The sequence below is a fragment of the Roseomonas indoligenes genome (assembly GCF_017813365.1).
GTDB classification, from domain to species: Bacteria; Pseudomonadota; Alphaproteobacteria; order Acetobacterales; family Acetobacteraceae; genus Roseomonas; species Roseomonas indoligenes.
Genome location: NZ_JAGIZA010000011.1, coordinates 85083 through 108216, shown reverse-complemented (window position 1 = coordinate 108216; position 23134 = coordinate 85083). Strand labels below are relative to the sequence as shown.

19 protein-coding genes are annotated in these 23134 nt (G+C 71.5%); 5 read left to right on the top strand and 14 right to left on the bottom strand.

Annotation, left to right across the window (positions count from 1 at the left end; translation table 11 throughout):
* Positions 1-15: 15 nt before the first annotated feature.
* The 3 genes from J5Y10_RS17770 to J5Y10_RS17760 are packed head-to-tail and all read right to left on the bottom strand — an operon-like array spanning position 16 to position 4174.
* A complete protein-coding gene (locus tag J5Y10_RS17770; protein ID WP_209375380.1) occupies positions 16-1131 on the bottom strand; it encodes an ABC transporter substrate-binding protein in 1116 nt (371 codons plus the stop codon).
* Positions 1128-1991: an alpha/beta hydrolase gene (locus J5Y10_RS17765; protein ID WP_209375379.1), complete on the bottom strand. Its 864-nt coding sequence runs from the start codon at positions 1989-1991 to the stop codon at positions 1128-1130. The genes J5Y10_RS17770 and J5Y10_RS17765 overlap by 4 nt, the downstream gene beginning before the upstream one ends.
* Entirely contained in the window at positions 1988-4174 is a 2187-nt protein-coding gene (locus J5Y10_RS17760; RefSeq protein WP_209375378.1) for a TonB-dependent siderophore receptor, read from the bottom strand. The genes J5Y10_RS17765 and J5Y10_RS17760 overlap by 4 nt, the downstream gene beginning before the upstream one ends.
* Positions 4175-4459: 285 nt before the next feature.
* Between J5Y10_RS17760 and J5Y10_RS17755 the strand changes: the two genes are divergently transcribed.
* Positions 4460-5500 (top strand): FecCD family ABC transporter permease, encoded by a 1041-nt coding sequence (locus tag J5Y10_RS17755; protein ID WP_209375455.1) that lies wholly within the window; start codon positions 4460-4462, stop codon positions 5498-5500.
* Positions 5497-6297 carry an ABC transporter ATP-binding protein gene (locus J5Y10_RS17750; RefSeq protein WP_209375377.1) on the top strand — a complete coding sequence of 267 codons (801 nt, stop codon included), beginning with the start codon at positions 5497-5499 and terminating at the stop codon, positions 6295-6297. The genes J5Y10_RS17755 and J5Y10_RS17750 overlap by 4 nt, the downstream gene beginning before the upstream one ends.
* Positions 6298-6560: 263 nt before the next feature.
* Here J5Y10_RS17750 and J5Y10_RS17745 read toward each other — a convergent pair whose 3' ends face one another.
* From J5Y10_RS17745 to J5Y10_RS17735, 3 genes are read right to left on the bottom strand one after another with little or no spacing between them, the layout of a single operon-like run.
* Positions 6561-7118, bottom strand: coding sequence for a biliverdin-producing heme oxygenase (locus J5Y10_RS17745; protein ID WP_209375376.1), 558 nt, complete (start codon positions 7116-7118; stop codon positions 6561-6563).
* Between the two features lie 2 nt (positions 7119-7120).
* Positions 7121-9877, bottom strand: coding sequence for an ATP-binding protein (locus J5Y10_RS17740; RefSeq protein ID WP_209375375.1), 2757 nt, complete (start codon positions 9875-9877; stop codon positions 7121-7123).
* Positions 9877-10416 (bottom strand): cytochrome b, encoded by a 540-nt coding sequence (locus J5Y10_RS17735; RefSeq protein WP_209375374.1) that lies wholly within the window; start codon positions 10414-10416, stop codon positions 9877-9879. The genes J5Y10_RS17740 and J5Y10_RS17735 overlap by 1 nt, the downstream gene beginning before the upstream one ends.
* A gap of 167 nt (positions 10417-10583) precedes the next feature.
* Here J5Y10_RS17735 and J5Y10_RS17730 point away from each other — a divergent pair, with 167 nt between their 5' ends.
* Positions 10584-11438 (top strand): glycosyltransferase family 2 protein, encoded by an 855-nt coding sequence (locus J5Y10_RS17730; protein ID WP_209375373.1) that lies wholly within the window; start codon positions 10584-10586, stop codon positions 11436-11438.
* A gap of 279 nt (positions 11439-11717) precedes the next feature.
* Here the strand turns inward: J5Y10_RS17730 and J5Y10_RS17725 are convergent, their stop codons facing one another.
* Both J5Y10_RS17725 and J5Y10_RS17720 read right to left on the bottom strand, forming a co-directional pair.
* The gene (locus tag J5Y10_RS17725; protein ID WP_245214832.1) at positions 11718-13844 is read right to left on the bottom strand and encodes a lytic transglycosylase domain-containing protein; all 2127 of its coding nucleotides are present in this window, start codon (positions 13842-13844) and stop codon (positions 11718-11720) included.
* A 209-nt stretch (positions 13845-14053) separates the two neighbouring features.
* Positions 14054-14896, bottom strand: a complete 843-nt coding sequence (locus tag J5Y10_RS17720) for a uracil-DNA glycosylase (RefSeq protein ID WP_209375372.1) — start codon at positions 14894-14896, stop codon at positions 14054-14056.
* Positions 14897-15020: 124 nt separating this feature from the next.
* On the opposite strand from J5Y10_RS17720, the gene J5Y10_RS17715 reads away from it, so the two are divergent.
* Entirely contained in the window at positions 15021-16715 is a 1695-nt protein-coding gene (locus tag J5Y10_RS17715; RefSeq protein ID WP_432761258.1) for an electron transfer flavoprotein-ubiquinone oxidoreductase, read from the top strand.
* A gap of 169 nt (positions 16716-16884) precedes the next feature.
* The gene (locus tag J5Y10_RS17710; protein WP_209375371.1) at positions 16885-17127 is read left to right on the top strand and encodes a hypothetical protein; all 243 of its coding nucleotides are present in this window, start codon (positions 16885-16887) and stop codon (positions 17125-17127) included.
* 34 nt (positions 17128-17161) lie between these two features.
* On the opposite strand, the gene J5Y10_RS17705 is transcribed toward J5Y10_RS17710, so the two are convergent.
* From J5Y10_RS17705 to J5Y10_RS17680, 6 genes are all read right to left on the bottom strand, one after another.
* Positions 17162-18130 carry a Bug family tripartite tricarboxylate transporter substrate binding protein gene (locus J5Y10_RS17705; protein WP_209375370.1) on the bottom strand — a complete coding sequence of 323 codons (969 nt, stop codon included), beginning with the start codon at positions 18128-18130 and terminating at the stop codon, positions 17162-17164.
* 62 nt (positions 18131-18192) lie between these two features.
* Entirely contained in the window at positions 18193-19083 is an 891-nt protein-coding gene (locus J5Y10_RS17700; RefSeq protein WP_209375369.1) for a dihydrodipicolinate synthase family protein, read from the bottom strand.
* Entirely contained in the window at positions 19080-20294 is a 1215-nt protein-coding gene (locus J5Y10_RS17695) for a sialidase family protein (protein ID WP_209375368.1), read from the bottom strand. The genes J5Y10_RS17700 and J5Y10_RS17695 overlap by 4 nt, the downstream gene beginning before the upstream one ends.
* The gene (locus J5Y10_RS17690; RefSeq protein ID WP_209375367.1) at positions 20294-21424 is read right to left on the bottom strand and encodes an iron-containing alcohol dehydrogenase; all 1131 of its coding nucleotides are present in this window, start codon (positions 21422-21424) and stop codon (positions 20294-20296) included. Before J5Y10_RS17690 ends, J5Y10_RS17695 begins: the two co-directional genes overlap by 1 nt.
* Positions 21425-21441: 17 nt before the next feature.
* The gene (locus tag J5Y10_RS17685) at positions 21442-22278 is read right to left on the bottom strand and encodes an IclR family transcriptional regulator (protein ID WP_209375366.1); all 837 of its coding nucleotides are present in this window, start codon (positions 22276-22278) and stop codon (positions 21442-21444) included.
* 116 nt (positions 22279-22394) lie between these two features.
* The gene (locus J5Y10_RS17680) at positions 22395-23084 is read right to left on the bottom strand and encodes an SDR family NAD(P)-dependent oxidoreductase (RefSeq protein WP_209375365.1); all 690 of its coding nucleotides are present in this window, start codon (positions 23082-23084) and stop codon (positions 22395-22397) included.
* Positions 23085-23134 lie beyond the last annotated feature (50 nt).

Genomic DNA, 23134 nt, shown 5'->3' with positions numbered 1-23134 from the left:
GGTCTCCTCGGGATCCTACAGCGCGCCGGGCGGCAGGCTGACCCAGTGCGCCCCCTCCATGGGAATGGAGAGGAAGCGGGCATTCAGTTCGGCAACCGTGGCGGCCGGATCAAGGTCGCCGCAGCGCGCGGGCTGGAACCAGCGGGCCAGGGCTTCCAGCATCACCACATGGGCCGGGGTGTCGTTGAAGCCGTGCCAGATGGCATGGGCATTGCCGTTCCGCACCGCGGGCAGGCTGTCCATGCGGGACCGGCGGATCACCTCCACCAGCGCCTTGCGCGCCTCCGCCTCGTCCACGCCCGGACCCAATGGGATGCCGCCGCGCCCGCCATAGGGGCCGCCCGTGGCCACATAGACGTCCGGCGCCTGGGTCAGCACGTATTCCAGCGCCAGCTGGCCGGTGCTGCCGGGGATCATCTCCGCGCCGAGATTGCGGCCGCCGGCGAAGCTCACCATTCCGTCGAAGGCGCCATGGCCGGGGGAGCCGCAGCAGGGCGTGCCGCCGGCATGGGCGTGCACCATCACCTTCGGCCGCTCCGCCGCGCCGAGGCCGGAGAGGCGCGAGGCGATCCGCTCCAGACGGCCGGCATGGAGCGCTTCGAAGGCGCGCGCCTTCTCCTCCTGCCCGAGAACCTGGCCGAGCACGGCCATGCTGCGTCGCGTGTCCCGCATCGGGTTCGTGAAGAAGTCGACCGTGATGACGGGCACCCCGAGCGCCGCGATCCGGTCCACCATCTCGCTCGCGCCGCCCCGCGCGCCGCCGCGGCTGAGGATGACGAGGTCGGGCCGCGCCGCCAGCACGTTCTCCAGCGAGAGCCCGTCCCCCTGGGCACGCCCGACGATGGGAACGTCATCCGCCGCCGGGAAGCGGGCGCGGACGGTCGCGTAGTCCGGCGGGTTCATGCGCCGCAGATCATCCCCCCAGCCCACCACGAGCGAGACGGGATCGGGGTGCAGCAGCGCCATGGCCAGCACGTGCCGGGCCTGGCCGAGCACGATGCGGCGCGGGGCGCGCGGCAGCGTGACCTGCCGCCCGTTGATGTCCGTGACGCGGATGGGCCCGGCCTGCGCCCGCACGAGGGACGGCGCCGCGAGAAGGGGCAGCGCGGCGAGGAGGTGGCGACGCTTCATGCGGGCGCTCCGGCTTCGGGCAGGACGGGCGACAGGGCGAAGGGCACGGCGCGCGAGAGAGCGGCCGGCAGCACAGAGCCGTGGTTCTCGCCGGGGAACTCCGTGAAGTCCACCGCGACACTCGCGCCCCGGAGGATGGCGGCGAGGTCCCGCGCCCGGCCGACCATGCGCCGGGCAACGCGGACGGGACCGCGCGGCGTGCCGTCATCCGCCTCCTCCAGCCCGCCCACAGTCAGCAACAGGGCCGATCCGGCCGCGGCCGGCGGCGGGGCCGCGGCGAAGCGGCGCGCCATTTCCAGCACGGCGCCCTCTGCGAACCAGAGTGACGGGCTGGCGCTGGCGACCCGGCGGAACAGCCCGGGGCGGGAGAAAAAGGCGTAGAGGGCGAGCAGTCCGCCATAGGAGTGGCCAAAGAGGCCGAGGCGCGCGCGGTCGATGGGAAAGCGCCGCTCCAGCTCGGGCAGGACGCCCCCGATGACGAAATCCAGGAAGCCATCCGCCCCGCCGGCGCCGGCCGGGGCGGCGGGGAAGGAAGGAGTATAGTCGCGGGCGCGGGCGGCCCGGTCATAGGGTCCCTCCCCCCCATGCCCGAGGCCGACGATCAGGCCGGCGCCCACATCCTTGGCCCCGCGCCCGGTCCGCAGCCGGGCGATTTCCGCCGCGGTGGCGAAGGTGGCGCTGCCATCGGCCAGGAGCAGCACGGGGTAGCCACCCGGAGGCGGCGGCGCCTCCGGCCAGGAGAGGAGGATGCGGTGGATGCGCGCGGGATCCTCCCCGGCGCGCATGGTCCAGGACGCGCTGCGGGCCAGCGTGACCGGCTCGCTCCCGGGCGGCCCCTCGGACGGGGCCGCGCCGCTCACCACCGGACGCGCACCGAGCCGAGCACCAGCCGGCCCGTGCCGTAGTAGCAAGCGGTGATGGAGGAGCAGCTCGCGATATAGTCCTTGTCCGCGATGTTCTGCGCGTTCACCGCCAGCTCCAGCCCCTTGAGGCTCTCGAAGCGGGCGCCGGCGTCGTAGCGGATGGCGGCGTCGAACAGCGCCACGTCGTTCACCTTGAAGGTGTTCGTCGTGTTCCCGTAGGTGGAGCCGACATAGCGCACACCCCCGCCGATTTGCAGACCGCGCAGCGGGCCGTCGCGGAAGCTGTAGTTCGCCCAGCCGCTGGCGGCGTGCAGCGGCACCTGCGGCACGCGGCTGCCCGCCTCGCCGGGGGTGTTGGAGCTCTTGATCACCGCGTCCGTGTAGGAATAGGCGCCGATCAGGTCGATGTTCTCATTGATCGTCGCGCGCCCCTCCAGCTCGATCCCGCGGGAGCGCACGGTGCCGAGGGCGGCGCTGAAGGTGGTGAAGAGCGGATCGCGCGTCAGCACGTTGTCCTGGGTGATCTGGAAGGCGGCCGCCTGGACGAAGCTGCTCATTCCCGGCGGCTGGTACTTCACGCCGACCTCGTACTGCTCCCCCGTCGTGGCGTCGAAGGTGGGGCTGCCGCGCTGTGGCGCGCCGGTGCCGGAATTCGGCAGGAAGGAGGTGGAGTAGCTGAAGTAGGGCGCGATGCCGTTGTCGAAGAGGTACAGCGCGCCGGCCCGCCAGGTCACGTCGTCGTCGAACTGGGACCGGTGGGCGACGGCGTTCGTGGCCAGCGTCCGAACATCGGTTCCGAGCGTCGCGCGGTCGTAGCGGATGCCGAAGTTCAGGCGCAGCCGATCGATCGCGATCTGGTCCTGCGCGTAGAAGCCGATCTGATCGACCTCCTGGTTCGTGCGGGTCGCGTTCGTCGTCACGCGACCCGGCGCGATGTAGTAGCTGGGCGCGAAAACATCGAGCGTCGGCACGCTGGCCCCGAGCGCCTGCACCGCGCGGGCGGAGGTGCGCTGCCAATCGATGCCGAACAGCGCGGTGTGGCGCACCATGCCCGTGCTGAAGGTGGCCTGCGCCTGGTTGTCCAATGCATAGGCGTTGGAGTGGTCGGAGACGTAGGTCTGATTGCGCGTGCCGATGCGCCCGTTCAGCGCGGAGACCGAGAGAACGTTCACCTCCGCGTCGATGTGCGAGTAGCGGAAGTTCTGGCGCAGGGTCCAGGTGTCGTTCAGCCGGTGTTCCAGCTGGTAGCCGATGGAGGCCTGGGTGCGGTCGAACTTGTTGTAGTCCGGGTCACCGCCGAAGAAGTTGCGGGGAATGCGCCCGAAGGGGCTGGCGATCACCGTGCCGACCGCCGGCACGAAGTTGTAGAACCCGCCCAGCGGGTCGTGCTGGTAGGAAGAGAGGATCGTCAGCGTGGTGTTGTCGTCCGGCCGCCAGGTCAGGGCCGGGGCGATGGCGATCCGCTCCTCGCCGACGAAGTCGTACTGCGTGTCGGACCGCCGGGCGATGCCGGTCAGGCGATAGGCGAACTTGTTGTCCGCGGTCAGGGGGCCGGTTGTGTCGAAGGCGGTCTGCAGCAGCCCGTAGGAGCCCGCCTCCAGCCGCACCTCGTTCGAGGGCGTGAAGCTGGGCCGGCGGCTGACGAGGTTCACCAGCCCGCCCGCCCCAGTCTGCCCGTAGAGGACGGAGGCCGGGCCGCGCAACACCTCGATCCGCTCCAGCAGCCAGGGATCCGTGTTCGGCACGCCGAAGAACACGCCGCGGCCCTGCCGAAGCCCGTCCAGGAAGTTCACGAAGGCGGCGGACGTGCCCTGCCCGCCGAAGCCGCGCACGAAGACGCTGTCATACCGGGCGGAGGGCCGCACCTCCGGCAGCACGCCCGCCGTGTAGCGCAGCGCCTGGGCGACCGAGAGGGCCGCCTGGTCGTCGATCTGGTCGCGGGTGACGACGCCCACGGACTGCGGCGCCTCGATCAACGGCGTGTCGGTCTTGGAACCCGTGGTGGTGACCGGGGCGACATAGCCCGGCGTGTGCTCCCAGCTGCGCCAGGCGGTGGCCTGCACGTCCACTTCCGGCACGGTCACGGCGCCCGCGGCTTCGGTCTGCGCGAAGGCCTGGCCGGACAGGGCGGCCAGCGCAACACCGGTGAGCAGGAGACGGCGGAGGGAGGTCGGCGGCATGCAACTCGTCCACTTAGAAAGCCTGTCGGCTCTCGCACAGTTGCAACTCACTCGCAATAGCTATGTGCTTCCTGGGCCATAACTGTGGCAGGGCTGCACCATCCGGCTCCGCCCCGGGGCAGGTTTGTGGAGCCGGCTGCGAATGATTATCCTCTGCGGCACCCCCTCCCCGCCCGGAGCCCGCATGACCCGTCGCAGTCCGCTGCGCTTTGCCGCCCCCGACGCTGCCCCGCCGCGCCCGGGGACTTGCGGACGGACTCCTTCCCGTTGAGCACGACCGCTCTGATGGCCGGCGAGGCCGCGGCGGGCTACCGCCGCCTGATCCTGCGCCGCGCGCTGCTGCTGGCGCTGCTCACCCTTCTGCTTCTCGCCGCCTTCCTGCTGGACGTGGCCACGGGCCCGGCCCGCCTGCCGCTCTCGACCGTCACCGACGCCCTGCTGGCCGGGCGCGGCGCGGGCGGGCCGATGTCCGTCATCGTCTGGGACGTGCGCCTGCCCTACGCCATCATGGCCGTGCTGGTGGGCGCCGCCCTGGCCCTGGCCGGCGCGGAGATGCAGACCGTGCTGGACAACCCGCTGGCCAGCCCCTTCACCCTCGGCGTCTCCTCCGCCGCCTCCCTCGGCGCGGCTTTGGCCATCGTGCTCGGCACCGGCCTGCCCTTCGTGCCCATGGACTGGCTGATCCCCACCAACGCCTTCGTCTTCGCCCTCGCGGCCATGCTGCTGCTGCAGTTCCTGGCCCGGCTGCGCGGGGCGGGGGTGCAGGCGCTGGTCCTCTTCGGCATCGCCCTCGTCTTCGCCTTCAACGCCCTGGTGGCGCTGATCCAGTTCGTGGCGACGGAGCAGGCGCTCCAGCAGCTCGTCTTCTGGTCCATGGGCAGTCTCGCCCGCTCCTCCTGGGACAAGATCGCCATCCTCGCTGCGGCACTGGCCCTCTGCATCCCCTTCTCCGCCCGCGCCGCCTGGCGGCTGACGGCGCTGCGGCTGGGCGAGGACCGCGCCCGCTCCTTCGGCGTGGACACGGAGGCCACCCGGCGCGGGTCCCTGCTGCGTGTTTCCCTCCTGGCCGGCGTCTCCGTCGCCTTCGTCGGCACGATCGGCTTCGTCGGCCTCGTCGGCCCCCACGCGGCGCGGCTGATGGTGGGGGAGGATCACCGCTTCTTCCTGCCCGCCTCAGCCCTCTGCGGCGCGCTCCTGCTCTCCCTCTCCTCCGTCGCCGGCAAGCTCGTCGTGCCGGGGCTGCTGGTGCCCATCGGCATCGTCACGGCCCTGGTGGGCGTACCCGTCTTCCTCGCCCTCGTCATGGGCCGGGGCCGCGTCTCGTGAAGGGCGCGCCACTCGCCGTCTCGGACCTCCGCGTCGCCTATGGCCGCCGCGTGATCGTGGAAGGGCTGAACCTCGCCCCGCTGCAGCCCGGCACCCTCACCGCGCTGGTCGGCCCGAACGCGGCCGGCAAGTCCACCCTGCTGCGCGGCATCGCCGGCCTCGTCCCCCGCACGCGCGGCACGGTGCGCCTCGGCGACCGCGACCTCCTCGGCATGTCCATCCCGGAGCGCGCGCGGCACCTGGCCTACATGCCCCAGGGCCTGCCCGGCGGCGTGGCATTGACGGTGCTGGAGACGCTGGTCGGCGCCCTGCGTGCCGTGCCCACGAACCTGGCGCCCGACGGCGCCTCCGCCGCCAGCCACGCCATCGCCGTGCTCCGCCAGCTCGGCATCGAGCACCTGGCGCTCCGCTACCTGGACCGCCTCTCCGGCGGCCAGCGACAACTCGTCGGCCTCGCCCAGGCCCTGGCGCGGGAACCCGAGGTGCTGCTGCTGGATGAGCCCACCAGCGCCCTCGACCTGCGCCACCAGGTCTCCGTCATGACCCTGGTGCGGGAAACGGTGCTGCGCGCCGGGCTCGTCGGCGTGGTCGTCCTGCACGACCTGGCGCTGGCCGCCCGCTTCTCCGACCGCCTCGTGGCTCTCAGCGCCGGCGCCATCCAGGCGGACGGCACGCCGGAGGAAACGCTGACACCCGACCTCCTCGCCCGCGTCTACGAGGTAGAGGCGCGGGTGGAGCGCTGCTCCCTCGGGCACCTCCTGGTGCTGGCCGATGCGCCGATCAAAGGGGCCGCCTGAGCGGCCCCAAGGGGCTCCGCCCCCTGGACCCCCGCCAAGGGCCTGAGGCCCTTGGAACCCCGTCTGGCTGTCGCGGAACTGAAGTGCGCTGTCTGTCCTCTACGATCGGGCCTGATCCTGCTTTTTGCAGTCGCCTCGGCTCCACGAGCCGAGGCGCACCGTCAGCGAGGCAAGACCAATTTCTAAAAGAAGATGATGGAGAGGGGGCCGGGGAGAGGAAGAATTCCTTCTTCCTCTCCCCGGGACAGACCGCCGGCGCAGGATCAACCCTCCGGCAGCATCCAGTCCGCCAGGGTCGCGAAAGTCGCCTTCGCCCCGCGCAGCACCCCCTCCGCGTCGAGCTCCGCCTCCAGCCGGGCAAGGAAGGCCCGCCACATCGGCCCTGTCGCCTCGCCATGCCCCGCGAAGTAGGAACGGGCGCCGTCCGCCAAGCCGATCTCGTCCAGCCGCTTCAGGATCACCCGCCCGCCCAGTGTCGATCCCTCCATGACGTAGAGGGATCCCATGGCCTCGCCATGCCCGCGCAGGGGGGGCGGCGGACAGACCGGCAGGCGTTCCGGCACCACGCCCAGCGCGCGCAGATCCTCCCGCAGCAGGTGCAGCCGCCGGCGCGGGGCGAAGAAGTCGTTGTCCCCCAGCGCGGCCGCCACATGGGGCTCCCACCCCGCCCAGAAGCCGTGGAAGCGCATCAGCACGTCGCGGTAGCGCGCGGGTGTCAGGCCGGGGTCGGCCAGCCGCAGCCCGTTCTCCAGCCGGTCGTGGTCGGGGCGGGTCTCCGTGCGGAGCCGATCGCGCAGCGTGGCTTCGGCGGCAACGGACATGCTCAGATCATCGCCCGGATCTTAGAAGTCAGGGAATCCATGGCGAAGGGCTTGGTCATCACCTGCATCCCCGGCTCCAGCACGCCGTTCCCGAGCGCGGCATTCTCCGCATAGCCCGTGATGAACAGCACCTTCAGCCCGGGGCGGCGCGCGCGCAGCGCATCGGCCAGCTGCCGTCCGTTCATGCCGTTGGGCAGGCCGACATCCGTCACCAGCAGATCGATGCCGGACATGGCTTCGGCCGCCTTCATGGCCTGCACGCCGTCATTCGCCTCCACCACGCCGTAGCCGAGCTCGCGCAGCACCTCGCCCACCAGCATCCGCACCACCGGCTCGTCATCCACCACCAGCACCGTGCCGCCGTCCGGCGCCGCGGGCACATCGTGCTCCTCCTGGCGGATGCGCTGCGCGCTCTCGCCTTCCGTCGAGCGGGGGAGATAGAGGCGGACCGTCGTGCCCTGCCCGGTCTCGGAGTAGATGCGGACATAGCCGTTGGACTGCTTGGCGAAGCCATAGACCATGGAAAGGCCCAGCCCCGTGCCCTGACCCAGCGGCTTGGTGGTGAAGAACGGGTCGAAGGCCCGCGCGATCACCTCCGGCGGCATGCCCGTGCCGGTATCCGTGACGGAGACGGCGATGTACTGGCCCGGTGCCACGTCGTGGTGCTGCCGGGCGTAGGAATCGTCCAGCCAGGCATTCACCGCCTCGATCGTCAGCCGCCCCCCGTCGGGCATGGCATCCCGCGCGTTGATGGAAAGGTTGAGTAGCGCGTTCTCCAGCTGGTTCGCGTCGCAGAGCGCGGACCAGAGCCCGCCGGACATCACCGTCTCGACATGGATCGCCGGCCCCACCGTGCGGCGGATCAGCTCCTCCATGGAGGTGACAAGGCGATTCACATCCGTCGGCCGCGGGTCGAGCGTCTGGCGGCGGGAGAAGGCCAGCAGCCGGTGCGTCAGCGCCGCCGCCCGGTTGGCGGAGGTGGTAGCGGCGCCGAGATAGCGGTCCAGATCCCCGAAGCGGCCCTGCGCCACGCGGCTCCGCAGCAGTTCCAGGCTGCCGATGATGCCCGCCAGCAGATTGTTGAAGTCGTGCGCGATCCCACCCGTGAGCTGCCCGACAGCCTCCATCTTCTGGCTCTGCCGCAGCCGGTCGTTCAGCTCCGCGATGCGGGACAGGCTGCGGATCACCACCTCCGTGATGGCGTGGCGCAGCGCCGCGGCGATCTCCAGTTCCCACTCCGCCCAGGGACGCGCGTAGCCGTGGCGCTCCTCCACCCAGCGGTCGAAGGACTGGCGGGGCATGACGGACCCGCCATCCGGCTCCACCGCCTTGTGCGGGTTGCCGCCCCAACTCACGAGATGCGGCTCCTCCGGCCGGAACCAGAGGATCATGTCCGCCCGGTCCGCGCCGAGGAACACGGCTAGCACGCCGCTGGCGATCGCGGCGTGGGGCGCCCAGTCCGGAAAATCTTCCGGCAGATGGTCGGCGTGGAAGATCTCCTCCCCGCCCCGCTCGCGCAGCCAGGTGGCCAGGCGCAGCACCTCGGCCTCGGGCGGTGCGACGCCCAAGGTTTCCACCTGCCCCTGCCGCACCACCGCCGCGCCCGTGCAGCCGAAGAGGGAGGCGATGGTGACAGAACCGGCGGTGAGGGCGGAGGAGACGTCCTCCGCCTCCGCCATATGCGCCAGCAGGTCGGACAGGCGCGCGGAATCGGCGCGCCGCGCCTCCTCCGCCCGCATCCGCTCGGCACCGCCGATCCGCAGCGCGAAGGCGTCGGTCAGCGCCGCCGCCGCGGCGCGCTGGCCGGGCGAGGGCCGGTGCGGCTGCCGGTGATGGCACACCACCAGCCCCCAGAGCTGCCCCTCATGCAGGATGGAGAGGGACATGGACCCGTCCACGCCCATGTTGCGGTGATACTGCAGATGAACGGGCGAGAGGCTGCGCAGCCGGCAGAAGGACATGTCGATCGGCCGCTCCGGCGTCATCGAGCTGTCCCAGATCGGGTCCCGCAGCAGCGCCAACGGCTCCGCGTCGCGGCTGGGCACCCAGCGGATGAGGCTGCGGCGGTACAGCTCCCGCGCCTGGGCCGGGATGTCGGAGGCAGGGAAGTGCAGCCCGGCGAGCGACTGGTCCCAGTCCTCCACCTTGTCTTCCGCCAGGGTCTCGCCGTGCCAATCCCGGTCGAAGCGGTAAATCAGGACCCGCTCATAGCCCGTGAAAAAGCGGATCCCCTCCACCGTCACGCGCGCGAGGTCCTCCAGCCGCCCCCCCGCGCCGCGCAGGCGGGCGATGGCGCGCTGCAGGGCCCGGGTGGCACCCAGCGCCTCCTGCTCATCCCGCGGCGCTACCGGCTCCAGCTCGATCAGCACCATCCCGTCCTGGGTGTGGCTGGCGACCTCGAAGGCTCCGCCGGGCAGCGTCAGCCCGGTCTCCCACGGCGCCTCCCCGGGCATCTCGCCCGCCCGGGCTAGGTCGCCCAGCGTGGCCGCGAAGTCCTCGCCGAGCACGGCGCCGACCGACAGGCCCATCAGGGTATTGGAGGGGATTTCCGTGGAAAGGATCCCCGCATTCTCGCTCGCCGCCACGATCGCCATGCCGCGCGCGGGATCGGCCATCAGCAGCACGCCGTGCGGCTGGATAGAGCCGGGGATATGGATCGGCTCCTGCGCGCAGAGCGAGTCCGCCCGGTCCGGCAGCGCCGCCTCGGCCTGCGCGACAACGCCGCGCAGCCGGGCCGGAATGGTCACGCCAGGCGCCATCAGCGGGCGCCGTCCTGCGGCGGCAGCATGCGGTCCAGCAGCCCGTCGCGCCGGACGCCCACGTGCCAGACCGTGCCGGCGAGGTGCAGGAGAACCAGGCCATAGACCGCGAACTGCGTCGTGACATGGATCGTATTGGCCAGGACTCCCAGCGGGTCGTTCTTCGGCAGCCCCGGCAAGGAGAAGAGCCCGAAAAAGGGCACGGGCTGCCCGTTGCCGGCCATGAGGTAGCCGGTGACGGGCATGATGATCAGCACGGCATAGAGACCCCAGTGGTTGATCCGCGCCAGTGCCCGCAGCGCGGGCGGGTCGGGATCCGCCGGTGCCGGATGGCGGAAGCGCCAGGTGATCCGCACGAGCACGAGCAGCAGTACGCTGATCCCTAGGGACTCGTGAAGCAGGTACCAGAAGGTCCGGACCTCACCGGGCGGAAAATTCTCCGCCACCCAGACGAACGGCAGCAGAAAAAAGAGCAGCCCTGCCGTGATCCAGTGCAACGCCTGCGCCACGCCAGTGTATCGGGCGGGCCGGGGCCGCATCCTATCCGCTACCGTCGCCATGCCCTGTCCAAGAACGCGATGCACAATTGTAAGACCGATTCCGCCGGTTCCAACCCACCCGCGCGACGGCGGGGGACACATGCGCGTGGCTGGCAGGACGCTCGTCCCCCTGCTATCCCCCGCCGCCCTGGAGGGAAGAGGACCCGATGGCGGCGCCTGACATAAGTGTCCTGACCCTGGTGAAAGGGCGGGACGGGCACCTCGCCAATCTCCTCGCCGGCCTCTCGCGGGGCACGCGGATGCCGGCGCGCTGCATCGTGGTGGACATGGGCGAGGCGCCCGCGGCCATCCCCCCCACGCCCTTCCCGCTGCTGCACCATCACCTTCCTTCCCCCGGCCTGCCGCTCGCCCGGGCACGCAACGCCGCCGCCGCCCTGGCGGAAACCCCGCTGCTCGCCTTCCTGGACGTGGACTGCATCCCGGCCGCTAGCTTGGTCGAAGCCCTGGCCGCCGATACCGCTGCCCATGACGCCCTAATCTGCTGCGAGATCCGCTACCTGCCGCCGGGCGTCTCCGACACCTCCGAAGCCGCCCTGATGGCGGCCGGCCAGCGCCACACGGTCCGCCACTTCCCCGAAGCCGGCCTGCGCCCGGAAGCCAATACCGGCCTCTTCTGGTCCCTCGCCTTCGCCATGCAGCGCGAGAGCTTCCTGCGCCTCGGCGGCTTCGACGAGACCTTCACCGGCTACGGCGGCGAGGACACGGACTTCGCCTTTCGCGCGCGCGCGGCCGGGCTGCCCCTCCTCTTCACGGCCTCCACCACCGCCTTCCACCAGCACCACACCGTTCATGAACCGCCGCTGCAGCACTTCGCCGATATCGTGGCGAACGCGGCACGCTTCCGGGCGCGCCACGGCTTCTGGCCCATGGACGGCTGGCTGGACGCCTTCGCCCGCATGGGGCTGATCGACCCACCGGGCGGGACTGCGGCGCTTCACGTAAGGCGCGCGCCCACGACCGAGGAAATCCGGGCGGCCCAGCGGCCTGACCGGGCTTACTGAAGCTTCGGAAGGCGGTCTGTCCCGGGGAGAGACAGAAGGAATTCTTCCTCTCCCCGGCCCCCTCTCCATCATCTTCTTTTGGGAATTGGTCTTGCCTCGCTGACGGTGCGCCTCGGCTCGTGGAGCCGAGGCGACTGCAAAAGCAGGATCAGGCCCGATCGTAGAGGACAGACAGCGCAAATCAGTTCCGCGGCAGCCAGACGGGGTTCCAAGGGCCTCAGGCCCTTGGCGGGGGTTCCAGGGGGCGGCGCCCCCTGGAGGCCACCCGCCCCACACCGATCAGCGCACCCCGCGGTTCCGGGCCACCAGCCGCGCCAGTTCCTCCACCCCCAGGAAGCGCGGCGCGCTCCCGGCCGCCAGGGCATCGAGGCTCGGCGCGGGCAGGCCAAGGCGGCTGGCATAGATCCAGGAGTAGGCCAGCACGCGCTGCACATAGGCCCGCGTCTCGTTGAAGGGGATGCTCTCGATGAAGAGGAAGGGGTCCTCGCGGTGGCCGTTGGTGGGCATCCACTTCGTCAGGTTGCCCGGGCCGGCGTTGTAGGCGGCCAGCATCCGGATCAGGTCGCCCTTCACGTTCTCCTGGGAGGAGAGGTGCAGCAGGTAGCGCTGGCCCAGCTCCAGGCTGAAGCCCGGGTCGTGCATCCGCCGGCCGCCATCCTTCAGGCTGGCGTCGCCGGTGATGTAGGCGGCGGTGGAGGGCAGAACCTGCATCAGCCCGCGGGCCCCGGCGGGGGAGACGGCCTCGGGGTCGAAGTTCGATTCCTGCCGGGCTAGGCCGTAGATCAGCGCGGGGTCGGCACGCCATCCGCCCTGCGGCTCCAGACGGGGCACGGGGAAGCGGGCATAGTCGCGCGGCCTTCCATCGGCGGCCTGGGCCTGGGAGGCGAGCATCGTCGCCAGCTCCGTCATCCCCGCGCCGGTTGCGGCAGCGAGCATGGCGCGGGCAAGGCTGGAATTGCCGCCCGCCACGGACCAGAGGCGGCGCAGCTCCGCCTCCGCCCGGGACTTCTGGCCGATCTGGATCAGCGCCAGGGCACGCCAGCCCCCGGCCGTCTCGGCCAGTGCGGCGCCCTCCGCCTCGCCGGCCACCTCGCTGCCCTCCCAGGCGAAGCCGAAGGGCAGGCCCAGGGCACGGCGGGCGACCAGGCCGTAGAAGGTGCGCGGCTCCTGCGCGGCCTGGAGCATCCAGGGCACGTAGCCCTGCGGCCGGCGGGCGCGCACGGCGGCGCGGGCGGTCCAGAAGGCGGCGGCGGCGCGCAGGACGGCGGGCGCCGCCTCGTTGCGGGCGGCCGCCTCGAACAGGGGCAGCGCCGCCTCGTACTGGCCAAGCCCCCAGGCGGAAAGCCCGGCGACGAAGGCCGCCTGGGCCGGCGCGCCAGGGGCGCGCGCCGCGAGGGAGGCGACGCGGAAGGCGTCCCCGTCCCTGCCGGAGTTGAACAGGGCCTGCGCCACATCCGTCTGCAGGGCGGCGGCATAGGCCGGCGTCATGCCCCGGGTGGAGGCAATGTAGCGCAGCGCGTCCTGAACGTCCCCGCGCCCGGCCATGTCGCGCACGGTGCGGTCCAGGGCCGGATTGCGCGGCAGGGGGCGGGCGGCAGCGGCCGGCGGCTCGCGCTCCTCCGGCGGCACCTCCTGGCCGGGGGCGGGAACCTCCTCGGCGACGGGGGCACCCGGCAGGGCGGGCACGGCGGCGCCGCGCGGCAGGCGGGCCACCAGCATGGCGTGCAGCCGGGGCGCGTCCGGGTGGTCCGAATTGTCGGAGAGCCAAGCGCGAAGCTCGGCGACCGTCGGTTCCACACCGCCCGCGCCGGGCCCGCCGGCACGCCAGCGGTCCGCCAGCACGTGGCCCATCAGCCGGCGGTCGTCCAGGCGCTCGGATTCCCGCATGGCCTGCGCCATCTCGCCATTCGCCTGCAGCTCGAAGATGCGGCGCAGGCGGGCGGCATCGGAAGGGGCGAGCGGCTGCGGCAGGCCGGGCACGGCCGGGATGACCCCGGCCAGCGGCGTGCGCGCGAAGGAGAGGGCGATCTCCTGCGGCGTCTTCATCTCCGCCAGGCGCGTGGACAGGCGGGCCGGCTCCGGCACATGGGCCAGGGGCAGGACGTTCCCGGGCGTCAGCCGGGCGGTGCGTGCCACGGGAGGCCGGGCGGCGGCACGCGCGAGGCCCCGCATGGCGCCGCGCGGCAGGGCGCGCGCCATGTCCTGGCCGAGCTGCCTTTTCGCATCCTGCGCAGGGGCGCTCGCGTTGAAGGACAGGCCCGTCCGCAGGCCCCTCTGCAGGGTTGGGCGCAGGGAAGCGGTGGTCCGCGGGGCGGTCCGCTGGCTCGTGGCGCGTGCGATCTCGCGTAGCGAGGGCTGCTCGCGCCGGGAATGGGTCTCTGCACGGTGCGGAGCGGCCTGGGCCATGGACCCGCACAAGGCGAGCGCAAGCGCCAGCGCCACCCGCATCGCGCGCGCTCGCCGGGGGGGACGGCGACCGAGCCCGAGGGGGGAAGCTCGCATAGGCCGTCACCGTTAGGCGGGGTATTCCCCGGGGGCAAGCAACCCAGGCGCGATCCGGGGTTGCGCGAGATGCGAATCAGGGACTTAGATGCCTCTGATCCTTCACGTTCTGTTCAAGCCTCCGGGGGACCGGGCGGCGGAGCGCCGTCCAGCGCCCGCCGGAGCAGCCGCAGATCCGTCCAGGCCTCCCGCTTCGCCGCGGGCTGGCGGAGGAGATAGGCGGGGTGCAGCGTGGCCAGGGTGGGCACCGCGCCCAGCCCCGGCACCTCCAGGCTGTGCCATCGCCCGCGCAGACGGGTAATTCCCTCGTTCCGCCGTAGCAGCGCCTTCGCCGCCGTGCCACCGAGCAGCACGAGGTGGCGCGGCCGCACCAGCGCCAGGTGGCGCAGGACGAAGGGGGTGAAGACGTTCATCTCCGCATCGGTCGGGGTGCGGTTCCCCGGCGGGCGCCAGGGCAGGATATTGGTGAGATAGGCGTTGCGCGCCCGCTCCACCCCGATGCTGGCGAGCATCCGGTCCAGCAGCCGGCCGGAGACGCCGACGAAGGGCTTGCCCTGACGGTCCTCATCCGCCCCCGGCGCCTCTCCGACGAGAACGAGGCCGGAATCGGCCACGCCGTCCGAGAGGACGAGGTTCCCCGCTGTCTCCCGCAGCGGGTGGTCCAGGGCGGCCAGGGCCTCGCGCAGCGCCTCCAGGCTGTCGGCGCCCGCGGCCAACTCCCCCGCGCGCAGCGTGGCGGAGGTGAAGGCCGCCGCCGGAACCGGGGCACGCGGCGCGGCGGGCACCATGGCCGGCGGGGTGCCGGGGCGGGCGGGGACCGATTGGGGTGCAGGCGCAGCCGGGCGCGGCCGGGTGCGGTCCAGCGGCGCCTCGTCCAGCGCCTCATCGGCGCCCCAGGCGATCTGCAGCTCCAGCGCGGCGATCAGGGCGGCTGTTTCAGCCGCGTCGAGGTCCATGGGGATGGTATCGCCCCCTACCCGCCCCGCGCGCAACGGGGCCCGTGCCGATCACCTCTGCGGATCAAGGGTTACGCAGAGGAGAAGGCAGGGCTACATCCACCCAAGATCAGGAGGAGCAATCGTGTCCGAACGCGAGAGCATGGAATTCGACGTGCTGGTGGTGGGCGGCGGCCCGGCCGGCCTGGCCACGGCCATCCGGCTGAAACAGGCCTCGCCGGACACCACCGTCTGCCTCGTGGAGAAGGGCTCGGAAATCGGCGCCCACACGCTCTCCGGCGCCGTGCTCGAACCGCGCGCGCTGGATGAGCTGTTCCCGGACTGGCGCGACGATCCGCCGGCGCTGGCCACCCCGGCCGGCGACGACCGCTTCATGTACCTGACGGAAAAGCGGGCCTTCAAGCTCCCGACCCCGCCGGCCATGAACAACCACGGGAACTACGTGGTCTCCCTCGGCAATGTCTGCCGCTGGCTTGGCGCCAGGGCGGAGGCACTGGGCATCGAGATCTACCCGGGCTTCGCCGCCTCCGACCTCGTGGTCGAGGACGGTGTGGTGAAGGGCGTGGTGGCCGGCGTGATGGGCATCACGCGCGAGGGCGAGGAAGGCCCGGATTTCCAGCCCGGCATGGAGCTGCGCGCCACCTACACGGTCTTCGCGGAGGGCTGCCGGGGTTCGCTGACCAAGCGGCTGTTCGAGATGTACGACCTGCGGAAGGACTGCCAGCCGCAGACCTTCGGCCTCGGCATCAAGGAGCTGTGGGAGATCCCGAAGGAGAAGCACACGCCGGGCCTGGTGTGGCACTCCACGGGCTGGCCGATGAAGAGCGACACCTATGGTGGCTCCTGGCTCTATATGCTCGGCGAGAACCTCGTCTCCATCGGCTTCGTCGTCGGGCTGGACTACCCCAACCCCTGGCTCTCGCCCTTCGACGAGTTCCAGCGCTTCAAGACCCACCCCGAGGTCCGCAAGTTCCTGGAGGGCGGCAAGCGCATCTCCTACGGCGCCCGCGCCCTGAACGAGGGCGGGATGCAGTCCGTCCCGCGCCTGGTCTTCCCCGGCGGCATGCTGGTGGGCGACACGGCGGGCTTCCTCAACGTGCCGAAGATCAAGGGCACGCACACCGCGATGAAGAGCGGCATGGTGGCCGCCGAGGCGATCGCCGAAGCCCTGAAGGGCGAGACGCGCCCGGAGGTGCTGGAGAGCTATCCCGAGGCCATCCGCAAGTCCTGGGTGTGGGAGGAACTGCACTCCGTCCGCAATATCCGCCCGGGCTTCTCCAAGTTCGGCTTCTTCGGCGGCATGGCGGCGGCAGCGCTGGACACCTACGTCTTCCGCGGCAAGGCGCCCTGGACATGGGTGCACCACGCCGACAACGAGACGCTGAAGTCCGCCGACAAGGCGGAGAAGATCGTCTACCCCAAGCCCGACGGCGTGCTGACCTTCGACCGCCTCTCCTCGGTGTTCCTCTCGAATACGAACCACGAGGAGAACCAGCCGCCCCACCTCGTGCTGAAGGATCCGGGCCGCTGGAAGGGCGTGAACTGGGACCAGTTCCGCAGCCCGGAGAGCCGCTACTGCCCGGCCGCCGTGTATGAGGCGGTGGGGCCGGAGGCGGAGCGCGAGCTGCGCGGCACGCCGGACGCGGAGGCCACCGGCGAGGGCGCGGCGGTGGAGGCGGGCGACGCCGCCGTGCGCCTGGTGATCAACGCGCAGAACTGCGTGCACTGCAAGACCTGCGACATCAAGGACCCCAGCCAGAACATCAACTGGCAGACGCCTGAGGGCGGCGGCGGCCCGAACTACATCGGCGGCATGTGACGCCCGGAGGGACCGGGTGCGCCCGGTCCCTCTGCCCAATCCTTTTGGCGGACAGGTGAAGAGCGTTAACGACACCCGCGGGCCGGGGGTGGCGTTACCCCGGCAGACATCAGCCCACCCAGAACGGATGCGAGATCGCAGGGGGCTTCCTGAACAAGGTCAGGCTTCGATGAACAACGCCGCTCAGAGCGAGGCTGCCTGGAACAACCTTCCCGAGCCCCTGCAGATCGCCCTCGCGCAGGAGGCCCTCCGCCACGCCGTCGGCGTGCTCGCGGGCCATGCGGAAACCCTGGCCGACGAGATCGAGTCCGGCACCCTGCTGGACCAGGGCGGCCCCGGCGCGCTGCGGCTCTTCCAGGCCGTGATCCGCAGCATGCACCGGGGCGACCTCCCCACCGTCGGCAACGCTTGAGGGTGCGGGGAAGACATCCCCGCACCGCCGTACCTCACTCCGGCTGGTAGTTCACGCTCTTCAGCAGCACGGTCGCGCGCTCGATCTCACGGCCGATGAAGGCCCTGGATTCCGCGATGCTCTCCGTTACCGGCTCCAGCACCTGGGTCGCCATGCGCTGGATCACAGCGGGGTCACGCATCGTCTCCTGCATCAGGTCGTTCACGCGCTGGCAGATCTCCGGGGACGTCCCCTTGGGGGCCCAGACGCCGTACCAGGATTGCGCCTCCAGCGGCACGCCGGCCTCCGCCATCGTCGGCACCTCCGGCGCGAGGGCGGAGCGCTCCTTCGAGGCGATGGCGAGCACGTTGAGCCGCCCCGGCGCGCGCGCGGGCAGCAGGTTGGAGGAGGGGTCGATCAGCAGCTGCACGCTGCCGCCCATCAGGTCCGCCACCGCCGGCTGCGTGCCGCGATAGGACACCATGTCGAGGTCCAGCCCCGTGCGGCGCAGGAAGTCGATGGTGGCGAGGTGGCTGGCGGAGCCGAGCGAGGTAATGGCGAAGTTCCAGTCGCGCGGCTTGGCCTTCGCCGCCGCGATCACCTCCGCCAGCGTCGTCTGCGGGCGCTGGCCGGTGATGGCGAAGACCATCGGCGCCTGGGCCGTGCGGGCGCAGACCTCCAGGTCCTTCTGCGGGTCGAAGGTCGCGCCCTTCAGCACCAGCGGCATGACCGCCGTGTTGAAGGCGGAGGCGAGGAAAGTGTAGCCGTCCGGCGCCGCGGTCAGCACGGCATTGGTGCCCACCAGCCCGGCGCCACCGGTGCGGTTCTCCGGCACCGCCGTCGCGCCCAGCTTCTCGGAGAGGCGGGCGGCGAAGAGGCGGCCGAGCGTGTCGTTCGCGGCGCCAGGCGGCCAGGGCACGATCACGCGGATCGGCTTGCCTTGCGGCCAGGTGCCCTGGGCATGGATGGCGGGTGCGGCGAGGGTGCCGGCGGCGGCTGCCAGCAGAAGGCTGCGGCGGTTCATGGTTGTTCCTTCCCTTCTGATGAGAAGGGCCGGCCCCTATTGTGGAACCGGCCCCGGTTGGTTCAGGCCGCCAGAAGCTGCGTGGCCTCGTCCTGCGTCAGCGGCAGCAGCGGCGGGCGCAGCCGCGTCCAGCCCTGGTGCCCCGTCTCCTGCGCCAACAGCACCTTCAGCGAGGCCATCTGCGCGAACCGGGAGGCCTGGGTGCGCTTGGCCACCACGCGCACCTGCGCCGCATCCACCTCCGCCGCCTTCGAGGGATCGTTGGCGTTGCGGTAAATGAAAGCCAGGTCGGCCGCGACAAGGTTGGAGGTGGCAGTGATGCAGCCCGCCCCGCCCTTCCGCATCAACGGCAGCAGCAGCGGGTCGGCGCCGGCGAGCACGGAGAAGCCGGGGAAGCTGTCCACCAGCATCTCCATGTTGGCGAAGTCGCCGAAGCTGTCCTTGATGCCGGTGAAGGTGCCGGGGTAGCGCTTCAGCAGCGCCTCGATGATCGGCGCCGTGATCGGCACGGCCGACATCTGCGGGATGTGATAGAGGATCACGCGCAGGTCGCTGCTGCCGATCCGCTCCACGATCTCGGAATAGGCGGCGATCACGCCCGCCTCGCTCGGCGCCTTGTAGTAGAAGGGCGGCAGCATCACGACGGTGTTCACGCCGAGCGACAGGGCGTGTTTCGTCAGCCCCACCGTCTCCGGGATCGCCACCACACCCGTGCCGGGCAGCAGGCGCTTCGTCTCGACACCGCCCTGCACCGCGGCCTCTAGGATGGCCTTGCGCTCATCGGTGGAGAAGGAATTCGCCTCCCCGGTGGTGCCGAGCAGGGCCACGCCGTCGCAGCCCTGCGCGATCAGGCGCTTCGCGTGCTCCACGAAGACGGGAAGGTCCGGGGAGAGATCCTCCTTCAGCGGCGTCAGGGCGGCGGAATAGACGCCGGTCGGGTGCGGGGTGCTCATGCGGGTGCTCCGGTCCAGCTCTCGGCCACGCGGACGTATTTGATGGCCTGTCGGTAGTAGGTGTAAGCGATGTGCAGGGCGCCGTCGGGCGACTGCATGATCGTCGGGTAGGAGAACTCGCGGTTCACCTTGTCGCGCGAGTTGTTCGTCATGCAGTAGCCGTCGCCCGTCTCCAGGTTCCGGCGATACGGCCAGGTCCGGCCGCCATCGGTGGAGATCGCCAGCGTCATCGGCGCGCGGGGCACGCCCCAGAAGGTGCTGCGCACGCCCTCCACCGGCACGGGCTCGGCGCGGTCGTCGCCCTCATCGCCCTCGATGTCGTCGTAGAGCGAGGTGCGGCGCTCCTTGGCATCCGCCGCGCTGCTCTCGTTGTAGACCATGCCGATATGGCCATTGGCCAGCCGCACGGCCTGCACCGAGGAGTTGTTGTTCGGCAGCTCCGTCCGCTCCGGCGCCGTCCATGTCCGCCCCAGATCTGTGGAGCGGGAGACATAGACGTTGTCCGCCCATCGGCTGCGGTAGAAGGCGACAAGGCTGCCGTTCTTCATGTCCAGCACGGACATGTGGACGCAGCCCTCGCTCTCCGGCACCGCCACCTCGGTCCAGGTCTTTCCCTGGTCCGAGGAGATCTTCACGGCGCTGTAGTCCTTGTCCCCCACCCACTTCTTCCCGGGGGTGGTCAGGCAGACCCAGATCGGCAGCAGCCAGTCGCCGTTCTCCAGCACCACCATCGGCTGGCGCATGAAGGTGCCGCCATCTTCCCGCGGGCCGAACAGCGTCTCGGTCGGGCCCCAGGAATGGCCGTTATCCCCGGACTTGCGGCAGCGGACGATGGCGGTGTCCTGGTTGCCGCTGATCTGCGCGGTCCAGATCAGCCAGAGCGTGCCGTCCGGCGCGGGGAAGAGCAGCGGGTTCTGCTCGGAGCGCGTCGGGTCGTCCGAAAGCTGCTCCGGCTGCGTCCAGGTGTCGCTGCCCTTGGCGAGGCGGGAGAACTGCACGGAAATATCCGGCACCCCTTCCTGCGTGCCGCCGAACCACACGCAGGCGATGTCGCCATTCGGCAAGTAGGTCAGGTTCGCCGCGTGGCTCTGCACGGTGGCGTGCGGGATGAAGGTCTCGACCCGCGCGGCATCGCCGGGATGCGGGGCGAGCCGCCCGTTCGCGCTGAAGTCGGGCGGGGGGCTGGCCCCCTGAGTGGCGATGGCGGACATCAGTAGGCCGCCTCGTACATCGCCAGGATCTCGTCCCGGCTCAGGTCGCGGGGGTTGTTGTCCAGCAGGCGGCGGATGGCGTGGGCCTCCGTCGCCATGGTGCCGAGGTCGTCCTTCGGCACGTTAAGGCGGGACAGGCGCATCTCCACGCCCAGCCGCTCGCAGAAGGCGTGGGTGCCTTCCAGCACCGCCTTTGGGTCGGTGGAGGCGGGCAGCCCCAGCGCCTCCAGCACCAGCGCCGTCTTCTCCGGCACGGCAGGGGCGTTGTGCGCCAGGGTGTGCGGGAAGATCAGCGCGCAGGCCAGGCCGTGCGGGATGTGGTGGCGCGTGCCGAGCGGATAGGCCACCGCGTGGCCCGCCGTGGTGTTCACGGGACCGAGGCAGAAGCCGCCATACATGGAGGCCAGCGCCAGCCCGGCCCGCGCCTCCTTGTCGGAGCCATCCTTCACCGCGCGGCCGAGATACCGCCCGACGAGGCGGATGCCCTCCAGCGCGTAGAGGTCGATGATCGGGTGTGCCTTCCTGCTGGTGAAGGCCTCCGTGCAGTGCGCCATGGCGTCCACGCCCGTCGCGGCCGTCACGGCCGGGGGCACGGTCATGGTCAGGTCGGGATCGACCACCGCGAAGTCGGCCAGCATGTGCCGGCTCTGCACCGCCAGCTTGTTCTGCGTGGCGGGGTCGGTGACGAGGGAGCGCGTGCCGCCCTCGCTGCCCGTGCCGGCCGTGGTGGGGATCTGCACCAGCGCCACCTTGCGCCCGCGCACCTTCTCCGGCCCCACCACCTCATGCAGGGTCTGGCCGCTGCCCGGCAGCACCGCTACCAGCTTCGCCAGGTCCATGGCGCTGCCGCCGCCATAGCCGATGACGAGGTCGGGCTTCACCGCCTCCGCCATCGCCAGCACCTTCTCCAGGTTCGGCAGGTCCGGCTCCGGCTTCACCTCGCCGAAGACATGCACCTCGCCGGTCAGGCCCAGCAGGTCCACGCGGGCGGCGTTGAAGGCATCGGCCACCACCAGCACGCGCTTCAGCCCGCGCTCCACCACCCAGGGGGCCAGGGCGGAGAGGGTGCCGGAACCGAACTCGATACGCGGTGGGCGGAGAAGCTCGATGGGGCTGTGCAGTTCGGGCATCGTTGTGGTTCCAGTCTCTATCCGGCCCGCCGCACGCCGATGGCACCGAGGGAGAGGCGGACGCCCTCCGTCAGCTCGTCGGTCAGACGGCGAAGATGGGGAAGGGCAGTCTCGACGAAGGCCTCGATCGGCTGGCGCGCGGCGCCGATGGTAAGGCTGACGCCTGCCAGCGGCATCCCGTCCACCCCCAGCACGGGGGCGGCGATGGTGCGAAGGCCATAGGCGTTCTCGCCGTCGGACACGGCGTAGCCCTGGCGTCGCACGGCCTCTAGCCGGCCGAGCAGGGCATCCAGGTCGGTCACGGTGCGCTCGGAGAGCATCACGCGCTCCACGCTCTCCAGGTGCTCCACCTGCCGGTGCCGCGGCAGCCAGGCGAGCACGGCGTGGCCGAGCGCGGTGGCATAGGCGCCCACCCGCGTGCCGGGGCGGCGCACCAGCCCGCTGCGCTCCAGCCCGTGCTGCACGCGCTGCAGGTAGATCACCTCGCCCCCTTCGATCACGCCGAGGGAACCGGCATCGGCCACCCCCGGCACCACCTCGCGCAGCAGCGGCTCCGCATGGCCGGGCAGGTCGTTGGCGGAAAGGGCGGAGAAGCCGATTTCCAGGCAGCGCAGGGTCAGGCGGAAGCGGCGCGTGCCCGGCACGGCGCGCAGATAGCCCAGGGCGATGAGCGTGTGGATCAGGCGGAAGGCGGTGCCGCGGTCCAGTCCCGCCCGCGCGGCCACCTCGGAGACAGTCAGTTCCGGCAGGTCGGCCCCGAAGGCGCGCAACACCGCGAAAACCTTGGCGGCGGACTGGACGAGGTTCTTGGGGTTCGCCACGGGCGAAGCCTCCCCCTCCTCCTTCCCGGCCATGCCTTCCCTCCCGTCCGGCACTCCGTTGATCGGAATGCGAACATTTGTTGCAGCGTTGGGGCGAGTTTCAGCACTTCCCTCGCCCCGCCGTCAAGCAGAAGCGGGGACGCCGCGCGTTACAGCGAACTGCCGCCGCAGACCGTGATGCCCTGCCCCGTGATCGCTCCGGCTTCCTCTGAGAGGAGAAAGGCCACCAGCGCCGCCACCTCCTCCGGCCGGATGAAGCGGCCGATGGGCGGCACGCGGGGCGGCACCCCGGCGCGGGCGGGGTCGCGCAGCATCGGCGTCTCGGTGGCCGCGGGGGCCACCACGTTCACGGTGATGCCGCGCGGTGCCAGTTCCGCTGCCCAGGAGCGGGCCAGGGCGAGCATGGCGGCCTTGCTGGCAGCGTACTGGCTGCGCCCCGGCGCGCCCGTGGCGGTGCGGCTGCCGATCAGCACCATCCGCCCGCCATCGGGCATGGCGGGCAGCAGGCGGTTCGCCAGGCGCTCCGTGGCATCGACATGCAGGCGCCACATCGCCTGCCCATCCTCCGGCTTCAGCGAACCGATCGGGTTGGTGCGCAGCAGTCCCGCCGCATGGACCAGGGCGCGCGGGGCCAGCCCGTCCAGCGCCGCCTCCAGCCCCGCCGGGTCCGAAAGGTCCGCCGCGCGGTGGTCGAAGCCGGCCTCCGTGACCGCCGGGGCGGAGCGGCTGATCCCCGTCACCCGCCACCCCTCCCGCAGCAGCCGCGCCGCGATGGCGGCCCCGATGCCGGAGGAGACGCCGGTGACGACGGCGTGGCGGGGGTTGGCGGCATCGGACATGGAACGGGCTCCGGCAGGGGTTGCCCCGCCCCTTTGGCACGGCCGGCGCC

Bases quoted from the DNA above. Each gene is read 5' to 3' on its own strand.
- J5Y10_RS17770 (WP_209375380.1), bottom strand. From the start codon at position 1,131: ATGAAGCGTCGCCACCTCCTCGCCGCGCTGCCCCTTCTCGCGGCGCCG.
- J5Y10_RS17760 (WP_209375378.1), bottom strand. From the start codon at position 4,174: ATGCCGCCGACCTCCCTCCGCCGTCTCCTGCTCACCGGTGTTGCGCTG.
- J5Y10_RS17755 (WP_209375455.1), top strand. From the start codon at position 4,460: ATGGCCGGCGAGGCCGCGGCGGGCTACCGCCGCCTGATCCTGCGCCGC.
- J5Y10_RS17745 (WP_209375376.1), bottom strand. From the start codon at position 7,118: ATGTCCGTTGCCGCCGAAGCCACGCTGCGCGATCGGCTCCGCACGGAG.
- J5Y10_RS17740 (WP_209375375.1), bottom strand. From the start codon at position 9,877: ATGGCGCCTGGCGTGACCATTCCGGCCCGGCTGCGCGGCGTTGTCGCG.
- J5Y10_RS17735 (WP_209375374.1), bottom strand. From the start codon at position 10,416: ATGCGGCCCCGGCCCGCCCGATACACTGGCGTGGCGCAGGCGTTGCAC.
- J5Y10_RS17730 (WP_209375373.1), top strand. From the start codon at position 10,584: ATGGCGGCGCCTGACATAAGTGTCCTGACCCTGGTGAAAGGGCGGGAC.
- J5Y10_RS17725 (WP_245214832.1), bottom strand. From the start codon at position 13,844: ATGGCCCAGGCCGCTCCGCACCGTGCAGAGACCCATTCCCGGCGCGAG.
- J5Y10_RS17720 (WP_209375372.1), bottom strand. From the start codon at position 14,896: ATGGACCTCGACGCGGCTGAAACAGCCGCCCTGATCGCCGCGCTGGAG.
- J5Y10_RS17710 (WP_209375371.1), top strand. From the start codon at position 16,885: ATGAACAACGCCGCTCAGAGCGAGGCTGCCTGGAACAACCTTCCCGAG.
- J5Y10_RS17705 (WP_209375370.1), bottom strand. From the start codon at position 18,130: ATGAACCGCCGCAGCCTTCTGCTGGCAGCCGCCGCCGGCACCCTCGCC.
- J5Y10_RS17700 (WP_209375369.1), bottom strand. From the start codon at position 19,083: ATGAGCACCCCGCACCCGACCGGCGTCTATTCCGCCGCCCTGACGCCG.
- J5Y10_RS17695 (WP_209375368.1), bottom strand. From the start codon at position 20,294: ATGTCCGCCATCGCCACTCAGGGGGCCAGCCCCCCGCCCGACTTCAGC.
- J5Y10_RS17690 (WP_209375367.1), bottom strand. From the start codon at position 21,424: ATGCCCGAACTGCACAGCCCCATCGAGCTTCTCCGCCCACCGCGTATC.
- J5Y10_RS17685 (WP_209375366.1), bottom strand. From the start codon at position 22,278: ATGGCCGGGAAGGAGGAGGGGGAGGCTTCGCCCGTGGCGAACCCCAAG.
- J5Y10_RS17680 (WP_209375365.1), bottom strand. From the start codon at position 23,084: ATGTCCGATGCCGCCAACCCCCGCCACGCCGTCGTCACCGGCGTCTCC.